Origin of the sequence: Methanofollis liminatans DSM 4140 (genome assembly GCF_000275865.1) — an archaeon.
Classification (GTDB): Archaea; Halobacteriota; Methanomicrobia; order Methanomicrobiales; family Methanofollaceae; genus Methanofollis; species Methanofollis liminatans.
In genome coordinates this window covers 38,897-55,624 of record NZ_CM001555.1, presented here as the reverse complement: position 1 = coordinate 55,624, position 16,728 = coordinate 38,897, and the positions used below count along the sequence as shown (strand labels likewise).

The 16,728-nt window shown below is 57.7% G+C and carries 11 protein-coding genes; 8 read left to right on the top strand and 3 right to left on the bottom strand.

The genetic code is table 11. The annotated features are described in order from the left end of the window. Positions 1–3 precede the first annotated feature (3 nt). The 3 genes from METLI_RS12255 (at position 4) to METLI_RS00250 (ending at position 4,647) form a co-directional block, all read left to right on the top strand. Positions 4–2,241, top strand: coding sequence for an NAD-dependent epimerase/dehydratase family protein (locus tag METLI_RS12255; protein ID WP_169313790.1), 2,238 nt, complete (start codon positions 4–6; stop codon positions 2,239–2,241). A 63-nt stretch (positions 2,242–2,304) separates the two neighbouring features. Continuing rightward, on the top strand, positions 2,305–3,468 hold the full coding sequence (locus tag METLI_RS00255; RefSeq protein WP_004037030.1) for a glycosyltransferase: 1,164 nt from the start codon (positions 2,305–2,307) through the stop codon (positions 3,466–3,468). Positions 3,469–3,567: 99 nt separating this feature from the next. Next, positions 3,568–4,647, top strand: coding sequence for a right-handed parallel beta-helix repeat-containing protein (locus METLI_RS00250; RefSeq protein WP_004037029.1), 1,080 nt, complete (start codon positions 3,568–3,570; stop codon positions 4,645–4,647). 25 nt (positions 4,648–4,672) lie between these two features. On the opposite strand, the gene METLI_RS00245 is transcribed toward METLI_RS00250, so the two are convergent. Continuing rightward, positions 4,673–5,569: a glycosyltransferase family A protein gene (locus METLI_RS00245; protein WP_052311138.1), complete on the bottom strand. Its 897-nt coding sequence runs from the start codon at positions 5,567–5,569 to the stop codon at positions 4,673–4,675. A 277-nt stretch (positions 5,570–5,846) separates the two neighbouring features. Here METLI_RS00245 and METLI_RS00240 point away from each other — a divergent pair, with 277 nt between their 5' ends. From METLI_RS00240 to METLI_RS13460, 5 genes are all read left to right on the top strand, one after another. Beyond that, positions 5,847–6,953, top strand: coding sequence for an ATP-NAD kinase family protein (locus METLI_RS00240; protein ID WP_004037027.1), 1,107 nt, complete (start codon positions 5,847–5,849; stop codon positions 6,951–6,953). Positions 6,954–7,079: 126 nt separating this feature from the next. Next, entirely contained in the window at positions 7,080–8,378 is a 1,299-nt protein-coding gene (locus METLI_RS00235) for a DUF2334 domain-containing protein (protein ID WP_004037026.1), read from the top strand. 178 nt (positions 8,379–8,556) lie between these two features. Then, entirely contained in the window at positions 8,557–9,810 is a 1,254-nt protein-coding gene (locus METLI_RS00230; protein ID WP_004037025.1) for a nucleotide sugar dehydrogenase, read from the top strand. 119 nt (positions 9,811–9,929) lie between these two features. Next, entirely contained in the window at positions 9,930–10,178 is a 249-nt protein-coding gene (locus METLI_RS12980) for a hypothetical protein (RefSeq protein WP_157203168.1), read from the top strand. Positions 10,179–10,452: 274 nt separating this feature from the next. Further along, positions 10,453–13,440, top strand: coding sequence for a carbohydrate-binding protein (locus METLI_RS13460; RefSeq protein ID WP_217178688.1), 2,988 nt, complete (start codon positions 10,453–10,455; stop codon positions 13,438–13,440). Between the two features lie 55 nt (positions 13,441–13,495). Here the strand turns inward: METLI_RS13460 and METLI_RS00220 are convergent, their stop codons facing one another. Next, positions 13,496–14,722 (bottom strand): glycosyltransferase family 4 protein, encoded by a 1,227-nt coding sequence (locus METLI_RS00220; RefSeq protein ID WP_004037022.1) that lies wholly within the window; start codon positions 14,720–14,722, stop codon positions 13,496–13,498. Positions 14,723–14,919: 197 nt separating this feature from the next. Then, positions 14,920–16,701 carry a hypothetical protein gene (locus METLI_RS00215; protein WP_004037021.1) on the bottom strand — a complete coding sequence of 594 codons (1,782 nt, stop codon included), beginning with the start codon at positions 16,699–16,701 and terminating at the stop codon, positions 14,920–14,922. Positions 16,702–16,728: the final 27 nt, after the last annotated feature.

Sequence of the window (16,728 nt, the reverse complement as noted above, 5' to 3'; positions counted from 1 at the left end):
CCATTGAGATTAGCAGTCATAGGGTGCGGCGCTGTTGCAGAGTTGAACCATCTTCCTGCGGCGTCCAGGTGCAGGGACGTCGAGGTGACGGTGCTGGTGGACCGAAATCTTCAGCGTGCCCGCAGACTGGCCGAACAGTTCGGGGTCGGTGAGGTGATGGACGATTACCGCTTCATCGGGGGAAAGGCCGATGCGGCGATCATCGCCCTGCCTCATGCTCTCCATGCCCGTGTGGCCGTGGACCTGATGAGTCAGGGGATGGACGTCCTGGTGGAGAAGCCGATGGCCCTCACCGCGGCCGACTGCGACCTGATGATCGCGGCCGCACAAGAGCACGGCGTGAAACTCGCCGTCGGTCTGATGCGCCGTTTTCTGGACTCGCACCGCCTGGTGAAAAACCTGATCGACAACGGCGCCCTGGGAACGATCACCTCGTTTGATATCAGGGAGGGGCATGTCTTTGGCTGGCCTGCCGCATCTGACTTTTTCTTCAGGCGGGAGGCGGCAGGGGGCGGCGTGCTCATGGATATCGGGGTTCATACGCTCGATTCCCTCCTCTGGTGGCTCGGGGATTACGAATCGGTGGAGTATCGCGACGACTGCTACGGCGGGGTGGAGGCCAACTGCAGGCTCGACCTGAAGATGAGGAGCGGTGCCGAAGGAACGGTTGAAATTAGCCGTACGCGCAATCTTCGCAACACCGCGATCATCAGGGGAGAGAAAGGATGGGTGGAGGTCGATCTGGAAGGCAACCGTCTCTCATTTTTCCCTGAAGGGGATGATATCGGCGTATCCGGCACAACGGTCAGGCAGGATCCCGCCGCGGCCGGCGCCCTCCCGATCCCGTACCGCCTCTTCTGCGACCAGCTCTCCGACTGGGTCGGGGCGGCTAGAAACGGACATAAACCGCTGGTGACCGGCGAGGAGGGGCGCCGTTCTGTTGCGCTGATCGAAGAGTGTTATCTCCGCCGGCACCCCCTCGATCTCCCCTGGGCGCCGCAGGTCTTCCTGAGGACCGGAGATGCCGCCCTTCTTAAAAACAAAAAAGTTCTGGTCACCGGCGGCACCGGGTTTATCGGCGGGCGCCTGATCGAGTGCCTGGTCCGGGACTGCGGCGCCGATGTCAGGGCTCTTGTGCGCAATTTCACCAGGGCGTCGCATATCGCACGCTTTCCGATCGAGATGGTCCCCGGCGATGTCACCGATTACGGGGCCGTTCTGCGGGCCGCCGAGGGCTGTGACGTGATCTTCCATTGCGCGAAGGGAAAGGGGGGGACGCCGGCACAGCGGCGGCAGGTGAACGTGCAGGGGACCGAGCATGTGCTCAGGGCGGCGCGCGAGCGGGGTGTCGGGCGGGTGGTCCATGTCAGCACCCTCTCGGTGTACGGCCAGACCCCTGACGGCAGACTTGACGAGCAAGCCCCCAGGCAACGCTCTGATGAGGTCTACGCCGATTCAAAACGCGAGGCCGAGGATCTGGTCTTTGAGCATGCACGCAGGCACGGTCTTTCGGTGTCGGTCGTTCAGCCGACGGTGGTGTACGGCCCGGGAGCCCCGGCATGGACCTGCGGCCCGATCCAGAAACTCTCCAGGGGGAAGATGATCCTGGTGGACAACGGCGAAGGCTTCTGCAATGCCGTGTATGTGGACGATGTGATACAGGCGATGATCCTTGCGGCCGTCAGGAAGGAGGCGGCGGGCGAGGCGTTTCTCGTTTCTGCCCGGCGTCCCGTCACCTGGAAGGACTTTTTCGGGTCCTACGAGAAGATGATCGGGGCGGCGGCAACGGTTCCCATGACCGCCGAGGAAGCCGGACGCTACCTGAAAAAATCCCGGAAAGACCAGAATCCCGTCAGGCTGGCGCTGCGGGTCCCGGGAGAGATCGGTACCGCCCTCACGAAGCATCCCGGCCTGATCCGCGATCTGATCTCTTCGCCTGCAACCGCCTGCCTGACCGGTCGGTGCCGTCCGTTCCTCCCCCGGTCCATCAGAACACGCGGGGAAAAACTCGCCTCAGGGAGGCGGCGGCCTGATCCCGGCGATCCTGTGTGCCGCGATCTGCCGGTGGCACCGCTTTCGGAGAAGGAGATCCGGTATTATCAGGCAAAGACAGAGGTTTCGATCGATAAGGCACAGCAGCTCCTCGGTTACGTTCCTATCTTCGAGCTCGCGGAGGGGATGGACCTCACGGAGGGCTGGCTGGAATTCACCGGTTTTCGGGGGCATCATGAGAGATCCTGAGATTGTTTGCGGGGGGCGGGGAGAGACGGCAATGATGTGGACGGCACGCCCGGGGGTATTCCTGTGAAGATCTCGATACTGGTGCCGAACCTCTCGCAGAACGTCCTTTCACGTGCGCATCTGCTTGGAAAGATGCTCATGCGCCATTATGAGGTGGAGATCGTCGGTCCGGTCCTCGACGGCGGGATCTGGGAGCCGCTTGCCGATGATATGAGCGTCCCCCGCAGAGCGCTCCCGGTCAGGGGGGCGGTACACCTCCGCACCCATCTCCGCACCCTTGGCGAGATGGCCGACGGCGACGTCGTCTATGCGGTCAAACCCCTTTCTACGAGTTTCGGGGCCGGTCTTCTGGCCAGGATCGCCAGAAAGACGCCGCTGGTCCTCGACATCGACGACTGGGACACGGGGCTGATGAACGAGGAGATCCGCACCCTCTCCGTGGGCGAAAGAGCGCGGCTTCTCGGCTACTCCGCCCTCTACCCGTTTCAGATAGGTTCAGTCCTCGGGCGCGGCGTCTGCGAGCGCCTGATTGGAACTGCGGACAGCATCACCGTCTCAAGTCCGTTTCTTCAGGAAAAATACGGCGGGGAGATCGTCTGGCACGCCAGGGATGCAGATCTGTTCCAGCCGTCCGGGTACGACCGGGCTCGTATCAGGGAGAACCTCGGGATCGATCCCGACACCTCGGTCCTCCTCTTTCTCGGGAGTCCGAGGCCGCATAAAGGTATGGAGACTCTTGTCGAAGCGGTTCGCCGTCTCGATGATCGGAATGTAACCCTCGCCATCGTCGGGATGGACGCCACCCCGTACTGCCAGGCGCTGGCCGAGCACGCCAGCCAGGTCCTCGGCCCGCGATTTCTGGCATATGGCATGCAACCCTTTGCACGGATCCCGGAATTTCTTGCGATGTCAGATATCGCTGTGATCCCGCAGCAGAAAAACGATGCAACGGCCGGACAGGTTCCGGCGAAGATCTTTGATGCGATGGCGATGGAGAAGAGCATCATTGCCACGGCGGTCTCGTCGCTCCCCCAGATCCTTGACGGGTGCGGGTGGGTCGTGGAGCCCGAAGATCCGGACCGGCTGGCTGACGCCGTACGTTTCATCGTGGATAACCCGGATATCGCGAAGCAGATGGGCGTTTCGGCCAGAAAAAAATTCAACGAGTGTTTCTCGTACGATGCGAACGCACTGACTCTTAAAAACGTGTTTGAACGCTTCAATTGACTGTGCCGGCAAAGAATGGCGCTTCTCTCTCCTCTCCGGGTGCGCGATGGGTATAAATAATGTGATGCACAGGTGTATCCTCGGAGATGAGGAGGAAGCATGAAAGCAATGGGGGGACTGCTTCTTGCCGGTGTGATGCTGCTCTTCTGCCTGACGCCGGCGGTGTATGCAGAGGATATTCATATCGTCGATGAAACCCTGGATCCGTGGCTATATGATGAGACCGTAGCGGGTGCTCCGACGATCCACATCGTCAACGAGAGCGGGAGTATCGGAGAGGCGGTGGCGCGGGCGAACCCCGGCGATCAGGTGCTGGTAGAGAGCGGCACCTATTATGAGACCATAGACGTGGACAGGGCGCTGGAACTCCGCGGGATCGATACCGGCGGTGGAATGCCGGTGGTGTGCGGCAACGGTTCCGGGAGTCTATTCACCCTCTCGGGGGCCGGCATATCGCTGGATGGGTTTGTGGTGAACGGCTCTGGCGTCACGGTTCTCTCGGACAGGAATGTCATTTCAAACAACACGATCATCGGGGGGGATATCCTGCTGACTGTCCGCAGCGGGGGCAATTCGATCTGCGATAACGTCCTTGAAGGGGGAAATATCACCATCGTGTTCGGTACGGTCATGACCGTTCGCGGGAATATCCTCCTGAACGGGAGCATTGCACTCTACCGCTCCTATGACCTGACGGTCAGGGACAATCTGATCGCCGGGGGGGGACTCACTCTGGTGAACGTCGCTGATGGCGCCTTCTTCAACAATACTATCTCGGACAACCCTGACGGGTGCGCCGTCGATGTGCGGCGATCGTTCTGCAACATCATCGCGGGCAATGTAATCAGGGACTGCGGGTGCGGGTTCAGGACCGGTGAGTCTGCCAATCAGGTCTATCTGAACACCTTCGTTAATAATACGGTACACGTTGCATCGGTTGATCTCTCCGGAGGCTGCGATCTCTGGTCGTCTTCGGATCCGGTGACGTACCTCTTCAACGGCTCCGCATTTGTCGGCACTCCTGGCAATTACTGGGATGACCACACCGGCACTGACATGGACGGGGACGGCGTTCTTGAAGATGCCTATATGGTAGGGGAATCATCAGGCGTCGATCAATTCCCGCTTGCGTATCCAGGAGAGGAGTATACCGTCACATATGCCGATGAACGCCCCTGAAGGCGTGATCAGGCGCCCCGGTGGATCATCTGAACGGCGCCGGTAGAAATGTGCGGAAATACATCACCCTCCTATCCTTTTTCAGCAGTTCTGTCCTGCACCTGGATAGGATAGTGCGCGCCTCCCCGGTCCTGCCCGAGCGTATATAGTGCCATGCCATGCCGATCTGGTAGACGGCCAGATACTCCTGCACCTCGTTTATTTTTTCCACGGGCACCTCGCCGTTCCTGATCGCCTCCTCTATTCTCGTTATCAGGTTAAGTCTCCACGTTTTATCCCTGGCCTGTTTATCGGTGCGGTTTTCAGCTTCCATGTGGTAGACCGCACCGATCTCCCTGCTGAAGGCGATCGGGTATTTCAGGGCGATATTGAACCATGTGATGAGGTCTTCCCCGATTCTGACCCCCACCGGGAACCCTCCGACCTCTTCGAGCACCTGTTTTGGTATGCCTATCACAGAGGAGCAGATCGGTTGATCTGAAGACCCTGCGGTGATGAAATATCCTGGCAGCAATCCTTCCCACGGGGCCGGCGGGATCCTGATATAGCGGCAGGCTTTCGTCCTGCCGTCAGGTCTGCAGTTCAGGCGGTCGGTTGCGTAGATCCCTGCTCCAGGATAGCGCATCCGCAGTCTCAGGATCGTTTCGAGGAAGGTGGGCCTCCACTCGTCGTCTGCATCCAGAAATGCAATAAAGTCTGAAGTCGCCTCATGCACCCCGCGGTTTCTTGCAGCGGAGACGCCGCGGTTTTCCTGACTGATCAGGCGGATGCGCCGGTCGTCGATCGCTCTGACAATATCGGCGCCGCCATCCTGCGACCCGTCGTCGACGACGACGATCTCGAAGTCCTGAATGGTCTGGGAGAGGACGGAGCGAATTGTCCGTTCGATATAGGGGCGTTTGTTGTAGAGGGGGATGACCACAGAGACTTTTGACGACGTTCCTGAAAGATCCGATAACGCATTCTCACACCTGGCACTGTGCCCCTCCATACACATGCTATCTTCCCTCTCCGACTGCTGGCGCCTGCCGATTTCTGGCGGCATATCGCGTATCAACGGTCAATTCCCCGGATAGTATATTGCCACTATATAACCCTATCGCAGACTTTCAACCGGTCCGTTTTTGCACGAAGAGGGGCGGGCAGGCCCGACGATCCTGCCGCGAAGGCTTCATCGCTCCCCGGGGAGAGAGATAGGTATGCTGGTCGGTTTTCTCCTCAACCCTGTTGCGGGTCTCGGCGGCACGGTCGCCCTGAAGGGCACCGATGGGATGGTCGCCGAGGCCGCCCGCCGCGGGGCCGTGCCGGTTTCCCGCGAGCGTGCGGTCGAAGCGCTGGCTCCTCTGCGGGGTTCAGGCATACGTTTTGTCACCTCTGCCGCGCCGATGGGTGCCGAAGCCCTTGAGCAGGCCGGGATATACGACTACCAGGTCGTCTATCGACCTGAAGCCGACGGGACCACCGCCGCCGACACCCTGGGTGCTGTCCATGCCTTTGTGGCGCATGGCGCCGATATCATCCTTTTCTGCGGCGGGGACGGGACGGCACGGGACGTGGCGGCGGCCGCGGGTGGGACCCCGATCCTGGGCATTCCTGCCGGTGTAAAGATGTTCTCCGGGGTCTTTGCGCTCAGGCCCGGTGAGGTCGCCGCCATCCTTACCGGCGCCTTCGATCTGCGGGAGGCCGAGGTGATGGATATCGACGAGGATGCCTACCGGAGGGGAGAGTTGCGGGCCCGCCTCCATGCCCTGGTGCGCACTCCGACCCTGAGGGGGCTGGTCCAGGGTTCGAAGACCGTCATTTCCGGGGACGAGTCTGCGGCCCTGGACGGCATCGCCCGGTTTATGGCCGACCTGATCCTGAGCGGCGGCACCACTGTTCTCGGTGCGGGCAGCACCACCGCGGCGATCGCCCGGGCCCTCGGCCTTCCAAAGACGCTCCTCGGTGTGGATGTGATCAGGGACGGCCGGGTTGTGGCCGCCGATGCAGACGAACGCACCCTTCTCGCCCATGTAGGTACGGCCGGGCGCTGCCGGATCATCGTCAGCCCCATAGGGGCTCAGGGCTCGGTGCTGGGGCGGGGGACCCAGCAGATCAGCCCTGCGGTCGTCCGTGCCGCGGGCCCGGAAAACGTGATCGTGGTGGCGACCCCGCAGAAATGTGCAGCCACTCCTCTTCTCTTCGTGGACACCGGCGATCCGGCGCTCGACGCCGCCTTTGGTGAGAGCATACAGGTGATCTGCGGCTATCATGCCGCCTGCCGCCTGCCACTCGCCGGTCAGGGAGGACGGCGCGGCGTGAGGTGAAACGACCATATTATATGAAAAAATAAAAAAAGTTGAATATTGTCAATTTTCCTCTTTTTCGGTCCGGCTCCTGCAGGATCTGCATGCTTCAAAAAGCATATATATTGGCGGAAACAGGGAGGGAGGATGATGGATGATCGCCGCCGATTCTATGGGGGGGTTTTTCTGGCGGGTTTCATCATTGCCGTCGCCGGTATAGCCCCGGGTTTTGCCGGCACCTTCCCGCACCTGGATCTCCGTGGGATCGTTGTTTTGCTACTGGTTCCCGGGACGATCCTCCTCGCTCTCGGGCTCCTGCTCATCGTTGCCAGGAAAAGATCTCTGGGGCAGGGGCAGACCGGGCTCAGAAAGGCAGAAGCGGTGATTCTCATCCTTCTGGTGGTATTTCTTGCCGGCATGCTGGCCCTCACTTCGTATGCACTGATCCACCAGACGGCCCTGCTCCATACGAAATGGAGCGAAGATCTGGAAACCGGGTATCTGATGATGACTTCCATGGACCAGGACAACCCCTTTTATGCGAAGAAAGTCATCATACGGGACGACGACATCGGTGCCGATACTTCCCTGTCCTCCCTCCGGTGGATTGCCGATCTTGCAGAGGAAAAAGACATCAGCATCACCCTTTCGATAATCCCGGCGCACCTCTCCGACAACCCTGCTACCGTCGATTTTTTGAATACGCTCGATCGAAACCGGGTGGAATTTGCGACCCACGGGTATGCGCATGAGGCGTTCTTTCCCCTGCCGTATGATGAGCAGTACAGGCTGATCGAATGCAGCACCGCCATCATGACGGAGGTGCTGGACTGCCGCCCGGTATCCTTCGTGCCCCCCCAGGGGAGCGGGAATGCTGACACCTCCCGTGCCGCCAGAATGCTTGGCTATACCACCATCACCGATATGATCGGTTATCCGTGTTATCTGACCAATTTCATCAGCAGTTTCGAATATGAGACCGGATACACCATGGTGTCCCACCGGAGTTTCGAGGAGTTCACCCGGAGTTTTGAGGAGTTCGAGGCTTCTTCTGAGGAGTATTATCTCCTGTACCTGCATGACTGGACATTTCTTAACGATGACGGGACTCTCAATACCACCCGAACAGAGCAGTTCGAGGGGGTGATAGACTACCTCGGGGACAAAGGGGTGGCGTTTATGACCCTCGGGGAGGCGTCTGCCTGGCATCTCGACGGACCTGCGATCCGGACCGGACAGATCGACGAGACCACCTATTATGTCGACCTGCAGGCGTGCCGGTACAATCATACCCTCACCTTCCGGTCTGACCGGGCCGATGACGGGGCGGTGGTGGTGACCGATCTCTCCCCGGGAGAGACGGAGGTCAGGTGCGCCGTGGAGAAGATAGGGCCTCTATATAGATTTTACGGTGAGCGAGGCCATCTCTACTCCGTGAGATACTGAATGAATAAAGAGGGTTCTTTATCATCCCTGCCTCTATTGAACTCTTAGAGGAGTTTAGATTCGGATATCTGTCTTGCAGGATGTTTTATCAGGCATAGTTTTGCTGCATCTGGTCATCAAATAATGCAAATATTTATATATTAATTTGAGTATCTCCCTGTTGGTCCGGGGGGACGATATGGTTCACGTACCAGATGATATCAGAGACAAAACTGTTTGCGTAGTCGGACTGGGATATGTAGGTTTTCCTCTTGCAGAGGCCTTTTCCCGACACATAAAGACGATCGGTTACGACGTTGACGGGGCGAAGATCGCTTCACTCAAGAACAAAAACGACGCCATCGCTTTCACGACCGACCCCTCTCTTATCAGGGAGGCTGATTTTGTGTTGATCTGCGTCCCGACGCCGGTGAAAAAGTCCAGAGAACCGGATCTCTATTATGTCGAGTCCGCTGCCTCGACCGTCGGGAAAAACCTGAAACCGGGAGCGGTCGTGGTGCTCGAATCGACGGTGTACCCGGGTGTGACCGAGGATCTGGTCTGCAGGATCCTGGAAAAGGAGTCAGGGCTCAGGTGCGGCGTCGACTTCAAGATCGGCTACTCTCCCGAGCGAATAAATCCGGGCGACGAGGCCCACTCGCTCGACCGGATCACCAAGATCGTCTCCGGTATGGACGAAGAGACGACCAACGCCTTATCAGCGTTATACGGGCTGATCACCACTGTTTATCGGGCGAAGGACATCAGGACGGCAGAGGGCGCAAAGGTGATCGAGAACATCCAGCGGGACCTCAACATCGCCCTGATGAACGAACTCACGATCATCTTCCACAAAATGAACATGGATACGCAGGCCGTTCTCGAAGCCGCTTCCACAAAATGGAACTTCATCAGGTTCAATCCCGGTCTTGTCGGCGGGCACTGCATCCCGGTCGACCCCTATTACCTGGTGTATAAAGCGAAAGAGCTCGGGTATCACCCCCAGGTGATCCTTGCCGGGCGGGCGATCAACGATCATATGGCCGAATATGTTGCTGATATGGCGATAAGGGGCCTTAACGATGTTGGAAAGGTGATCAAGGGATCTGATGCCCTGATCATGGGCCTCACCTACAAAGAGGATGTCCCGGACACTCGCGAGAGCCCGGTCCGCGAGGTGGTGCAGGAGCTGAAGAGTTTCGGTGTCAATGTCTATGGCTACGACCCCCTGCTGAGCAGGCGCGAGGTGGAGGCGTTCGGGGTCAGGGCGCTGGACGAGATGGAGGGGAAATTTGACTGTGTGATCGCCGCGGTCGCCCACGAGCAGTTCAGAAAGATGACCGTCCAGGACCTCAGCACCTATCTGAACGGTCGGTCGGTCCTGATCGATCTCAAGGGCCTCTTCCACGAGAACGATCCCGATATGCCGAAGGTGTATTACCGGCGGCTGTAGTCCTTTCCTGCAGCGGCCTTTCACGAAAAGGGCAGACCGAAACTCATCCTCTTTTTGTGGGGGGGGGGTGAGGAATATCGTCCGCGAACACTCTTTTATCTCGCAGGGGTAAGTGGCCCGTGGCCATTGCAGTTACCCGGGTTAAATGCTATTTTTGCGGCCCTGTTGAAAAGCTCCTGGTAGGGGCCATATCAAGTACTTCCGTCGATAATCGGGCAATATCTACGGGTTTTGTGAAGCATTTAACAGAGCCATTTCTGGATATTGTCCTGCTGCCCGGACCCCACGATATATTTAAATATTGTTGTATAGAGTTAGCCGGTGTAGATGGGGGGGAGTATGAAGAAAAGGAGAAGATCGCTACCTGAGGGTGGATTTTTTGCAGATTTTTGCCTGACTATTCCCGTTCTTTTTGAGGAGGGGGCATATGCGGAGAAAAATCCCGAACGAGTTGCTTTTCATGGCCTGCACAGTAGTGGATGCGGTGGGTATGTGCATTGTCGTCGATGAGCGTGTATGAAATGATTTACAGGAAAATCCGTGGATTTTATGGCGGTATATTCGGATATATTCGTATTTTGTCGGGCAGGGGTGCGGATGAGTGTGAATGGGAGATTTTTATCAATAGTGTCTATCCTGTTGTTGGCGTTGCTCTCTTCGGGAGTACAGGGATGGGACGCCCGGGTTGTCTCTGACGGTGACGACCTCCAGGATATCGTGGATGCGGCGTCCCCCGGGGACGTAATCGAGGTGAAGAGCGGCACCTACCGCGGCTCGCTGCAGATCGCCGTGCCGCTGACCCTCAGGGGCGTGGACAGCGGGGGCGGTCCTCCTGTCATCGATGGTGGGGGGAAAGGGAGTGTTGTAACCATCCTCTCAGACAGCGTTACCTTCGAGGGTTTTTCCGTTCGAAATCCGGGTTCAAAGTCCTCGAATGCTGCAATAAAGGTGCTCTCCAGCAAGAACGTCATCAGGAACAACATCGTCGGCGGTGGCGATATCAATCTGGGCGTCAGAAGCGGTGGAACAGAGATCACCGGCAACACGCTGGATGAGGGCAGTGTCCGGGTATTCAGGGGGACAAAGATTACAATCTCCGGGAACACGATACTGGATGGCGACATTGTCCTTTCAGAGTCTTATGACAACCTTGTCGAGAATAACGCTGTTACAGGAGGAGGGATATCTGTTGTAAAAACGGCTGACAATTATATTTACAGCAATACCGTTGATGCAAACAAGGGTGGAGCCGGGATCGATGCCCGGTCTTCTTCCTGCAACCGGATTGTTGGAAATACCGTCCACGACTGCCGCGTCGGGATCGTGGTGGGGGATTCTCAAAATCGCATCTTCATGAACGATTTCGCCGACAATACGCTGAACGCCGACTCCAGAGGTGGAGACTCAGACGACGATGAGGATGATGATGATTCCCTGGACTGGATCTTCACGAACGATTCCGCGGACAATACGCTGGATGCCGAATCCAGAGATAAAGGCTCAGAAGACCTGTGGGAGTCTCCTGATGAGATCGTGTACCAGTATGCCGGCGCTGAGCACACCGGCCATATCGGCAACTACTGGGGCGAGGCTGCCAGAGATCATGATGCCGATGGAGACGGCATCCGCGACACGCCTGTCCAGGTCGGCGACACACCCGCCTACGATCGAGTGGCCCTCATGGCCCCCTCGAAGATGTATAAAGTACCTGGCCGGGTCTGGGAGGACGACATCCCAAAACGCGCTGGCTATGATCCCGAAATCTCCTCAGAACCGTTTGAGACCTCCACGCTCTCCCTGGCCACTGCCACTGCGACATCCACGGTTTCGTACCGCATCCTGCCGCTCGGCGATTCCATCACTGCAGCCCTTGACGGAAGCGCGAGCTACCGCTACTGGCTCTGTCAAGCGCTCTATAATGGGGGATATACGCAGAGCCCGACCGAGGACGTGATGGTCGGCACCTGCTACGGTGTGACGATGGAGTGCCATCCGCCCCTGTACTCAAATTTTGATTCTGATCACGAGGGGCACGGTGGGTATCGTATCGGCGAGATCCTGTACGGCGATACCGGTCACCCTGCTGTCGGAGACCTTTCCGACTGGGTTCTGGAGTATAAGGCCGATTATGTGCTCCTGCACATCGGCACGAACGATCTCCTCTGGAAGACATGGTCGATTGATCCGGTGAAGGACAAGTGGTATCTTGATCAGCTCATCGACGGAGTCGAAGAGATCATTGATGTTCTCAGGGCCGACAACCCGGACGTGAAGATATTTGTAGCAAAGATCATCCCGGGTAATCAGGAAGATCCTGCCGCGAACGAGGCCGGCCACAACAATGTCATCGTCTTCAATAACCGGATCCCGGCCCTTGCGGCGGAAAAATCGACGTCCAGATCCCCGGTGATCGTGGTTGACCAGTGGACCGGCTTTGATCCTTCTGTGCACACCATAGACGGTTGCCACCCGAACGCTGCGGGAGAGAAGTTGATCTCGGGGAAATGGTATCAGGCGCTGAAGACGCGGCTGCCCACCCCGACCACGCCTACTCCGACACCCACGCCAACGCCCACACCAACGCCCACACCAACGCCCACACCAACGCCCACACCAACGCCGGTCCCCTACTCCTCCATCCCCGGCCGTATCCAGGCCGAGGACTATAACAGCGGTGGTTCTGGTGTCGGGTATTATGACACGACGTCCGGCAACCGCGGCGGCGTGTACCGTAATGACGATGTGGACCTCCAGGTATGCTCTGCCGACGGCGGTTACAGCGTGGGCTGGACTGCGACCGGGGAGTGGCTGAAGTACACCGTCGATGTCGAGACGTCCGGCACCTACACCGTCTCGTTCCTGGTCGCCTCCCCGTACACCGGGAGTTCCATCACCCTCCGGGTTGATGGTGTCGACGCCTGCACGTTTGCGGTCCCGGCCACGAGCTCCTGGAGTTCCTATACGACGGTGAGCAAGACGTGCACGCTCTCCTCCGGCGTCCATGTTCTGACCCTCGTATTCTCCGGCGACCCTGATATTTCCTATATGGAGTTTGTGGCCGCCAGCACCCCGACCCCGACTCCGACCCCGACTCCGACCCCGACTCCAACCCCAACTCCGACCCCGACCCCGACCCCAACTCCAACTCCAACTCCGACCCCAACTCCGACCCCGACTCCAACACCCACGCCGAGCCCCTATCCGTCTCTCCCCGGCCGTATCCAGGCCGAGGACTATAACACCGGGGGTTCTGGCGTCGGGTATTACGACACGACGTCCGGGAACTCCGGCGGGGCCTACCGGACCGACGACGTGGACATCCAGGTGTGCAAATCAGAAGGGGGCTACAATGTGGGATGGACGGCAACCGGGGAATGGCTGCGCTACACCGTGAATGTCGAGACGCCCGGAACCTATACCGCCTCGTTCCGGGTCGCCTCGCGATATAGCGGGAGTTCGATCACCCTCCGGGTTGACGGCGTCGACGCCTGCACGATCCCGATCCCGGCCACGGGATCCTGGAACACCTATACGACAGTGAGCGGGACGTGCACGCTCTCCTCCGGCGTCCATGTCCTCACCGTCGTACTCACCGGCGATCCCGATCTCAACTACTTCACCGTCTCGTGAAGATCCTGCAGAACAGGACTTTCAAACCCCCCAGAACTTTCCTTCCCTCCCGGGCTCAATCCGGGAACGCCACACTCCCTTTCTTCAGGTCCAGGTAGCGCTCTTCAAGGCGGCGTGCCATCGCCTCGTACGACCTGTTCTTCACTATCCACTCCCTTCCCCTCTCTCCCATCTCTCCTGCACGCACGGGGTCTTCGCACAACGCAAGCATCCCGGCGGCGATTGATTCGGGATCGTATTTCACCAGAACGCCGCCGCAACTTGCATCAACCGCCTCTTTTTGCTCGGGTATCTCTTCATTCGCCACGACAGGCCTGCCCATCGCCATATATTCAAGCATTTTTATCGGCGAGCTGAGTTTATACACGTCCAGCGGGGGAATGACGGAGACCCCGATCTGTGCGGCGTCGATGTAGTCAGGGATCTCTTCCGGGCGGACTCTCCCGGTGAATAGGATCCCGCCGTCAACACCGAGATCGCGTGCGCACTCTTCGAGCCGCTCTCTCTCGGTTCCGTCCCCCACCATCAGGAGCGTTGCCGTAGCGACCTGTTTTTTCAGCAGTGCAAACGACCTGATCAGGATGGTGAGGTCCCGCTCCCGGTCCATCGTCCCGACATATACGAATACCACCTCTCCGCCGAGACGGTGCTCCGCCCTGATCCTCTCCCCGGCCCCGCTGGAAAACCGTTCGAGATCGACGCCGTTCGGGTATGGCAGCATCTTCTCTCTCGCGATGCCCTTCGCGGAAAAATCATCTGCCATCCATTTTGTCGTCGGCAGCACCAGGTCCGCATTCCTGAGGATATGCATCGTGAGATGCCTGTCGATGATACCTGTGACCGCCCTGAGATGCGGAAACCTGGAATAGGTCCTGTGGATCAGCGCTCTCTGCTCTATCGGGTTTGACATCTCGAAAACGAGTGGAATCTGATGCCTCCTTTTAAGGTAGAGAGCGAGGAGGCCGTTGAATGTACCGTCACGGACGAATATAAGGGAATAATTTTCTGCTTTAGCATTCTGCAGGACGAACCTGACGATCCTGATGGCGTACAGCGCTTTCGATAGGGGGTGCATCACGCCAGTCTTGAACCGGCACGGTATCACGAAGAGCCTGATGTTCTGGTACAGGCGCTCCTGGAACTCGTCGCTCTCTTCAGAGGGGATTATCCAGGTAACCTGGTGCCCGAAGTGTGTGATGTAACTGGCGATCTCGATCTGGGGGACGACCCTCATGGCCCTGCCATATCTAAAGCCCAGCAGCATGCACGCGTGCAGGTGCATGCTCCCGATATAATCTATTATTAATATATAATGGTGCCTATTTCTGTTGTCCCTTTCAAACTTCTCCAGACTAACTACTCATGATATTCTGGCCTTTTTCTTTCTGCTCAGACCCGTACGTCCCGCAAAGGTGAGTCCAGGCTAAATCGTTAGTCTTTTCGCAGTCCACACCCGGTCCCTCTTGAACCATCGATGTTTCAGGATCCGGATGTTTCTGAATGGTACAGCCGGACCGAACGGGAGTCATAGACCGTGTCGAAACCCTGCTGACCCAGCCTGGGGTCGGGATCATAGGTGATCCGATAGGGATACTTATAAAGGGTGAATGGTTCGTGGACAATGTAATCCCTGATGAGTATCAGGTGCAGACCGGTCCCGATGAAATTGCTGTTCTGCAGCGCACTGTCGATCGAGATGGTTCGGGCGTCAAGAAGAAGCGAGCAGATACTGTTCCAGTAGAAATCCGTGCCGATCCTTCCATCTGCCATACCGATGATTGTCATCGTCGATTGAAGTTCTGGATCCGTGAACGCTGCCCTTGTGGCGCTGTTCGGAGAGAACAGGTTGTTGTCCACGTTTGCAGGTGGGCTCAGTATCATCAAAAACGCCAGTCCGCAGATCAGTGTGAACATGAGGGTTTTCCCGACGGTCCCCGTTCCCTTCTTCTCAGTCCCGGCCGCCACCAGCAGCACTGATACAGCGAGAGGAATGGCGAGCAGGATCTGGGAGAGATACCACCACCTGTGCTCGATTACCGAATGGCCTGATACAAGGGAGATAAAACCTATGAAGAGTGGCGTGAGCGCGATAAAGGCAAATATCCAGACGTGATGGCTTTTTCTTGAGAGAATATAGAAGATACCGATGAAAGAAAGGGCGAAAAAGAGGAAAAGCCCGATATTATTGAAGATCTGTTCTGAGAGCGGGACTATGGCGACATTCGTTGTCACGCTGATCTCACCGACAAAAATATCCCTGTTAAATCCCCACTCGAGAAGTTTTACGAGGGTGCCGAATGTTTTTGAGGCGTACATCCACCAGGAGAACATCCCTATAGTAAATGCACATGCGATGCGCAAAAATACGGGGCCTCGGTCCTCCGGTCTGATCATGTTATAGAGATAGTACAATCCCTCCCCGAGCAGCAGCAGGATCACCAGCCCGAGCGCCCCGATCGTATGCGTGAGGATCAGGGGGACCATTGCCACGATCGAAAGAAGGTAGGGAACTTTCGACTGTTCCATCCGCGTCTTGAAGAGCAGGAACAGAATGGCCAGGATGTATATCGCGGCGAGACCGTTCGGGATGGACCAGTAACTCATGTAAATCTGGTGGTTCGCAAGTGTCGCCAGCAGTGCCGCCATCAACCCTACTTTACTGCTGGAGAAAAGGAATTTGCCGAGAAGAAAGAGAAAAAGCGGTATGCAGATGATCTGTCCGAGCCCGACAGAGAGCATCGTCGCGATCTTGTAGTCTGTGGCGGTGAGGATGGCGTTTGTCCCGACGATCAGGTGGAAGACCGGCAGGCTTGAGTAACTGAACCCCGCGGGTATGGACGCCGATCCGATCAGATCCAGGGTAAAATACCGGTGGAACCAGGGATCGACGCCCAGAAGGCCGGGAAAGATCAGGATCTGCGACCATGCGATGCTCAGGCCCAGGAGAACAGTCTGGATCAGTATCGGAGCCGTATATCGTTCCGGGGCGATGAGCGCTTCAAGGGCGATGATGCCGGCGATCGCCGCGGTTATTATGAAATAGAGGAATGGTCTTTCATAGAGTTCAGGCCTGAAATGCAGGACCAGGATGCTTGCCGCCAGAAGGATCGAGAAGAGGGAGAACAGGACGATCAAAGGCTGGCGGTGCTCCTCCAGGTGCACGGGCAGGACGGCGCGCTTTCTGATCACCAGCCATATCAGGCAGGATATAAGGGTGAATACGCCGACCAGGCCGTAAATCACCCTGCCGATGTTCTCCATGACGTACACGATGAGAAGGATCGAGCC

Bases quoted from the DNA above. Each gene is read 5' to 3' on its own strand.
- METLI_RS00250 (WP_004037029.1), top strand. From the start codon at position 3,568: ATGAAAGCAATGGGGGGACTGCTTCTTGCCGGTGTGATGCTGCTCTTC.
- METLI_RS00240 (WP_004037027.1), top strand. From the start codon at position 5,847: ATGCTGGTCGGTTTTCTCCTCAACCCTGTTGCGGGTCTCGGCGGCACG.
- METLI_RS00235 (WP_004037026.1), top strand. From the start codon at position 7,080: ATGATGGATGATCGCCGCCGATTCTATGGGGGGGTTTTTCTGGCGGGT.
- METLI_RS00230 (WP_004037025.1), top strand. From the start codon at position 8,557: ATGGTTCACGTACCAGATGATATCAGAGACAAAACTGTTTGCGTAGTC.
- METLI_RS00220 (WP_004037022.1), bottom strand. From the start codon at position 14,722: ATGCACCTGCACGCGTGCATGCTGCTGGGCTTTAGATATGGCAGGGCC.
- METLI_RS00215 (WP_004037021.1), bottom strand. From the start codon at position 16,701: ATGGAGAACATCGGCAGGGTGATTTACGGCCTGGTCGGCGTATTCACC.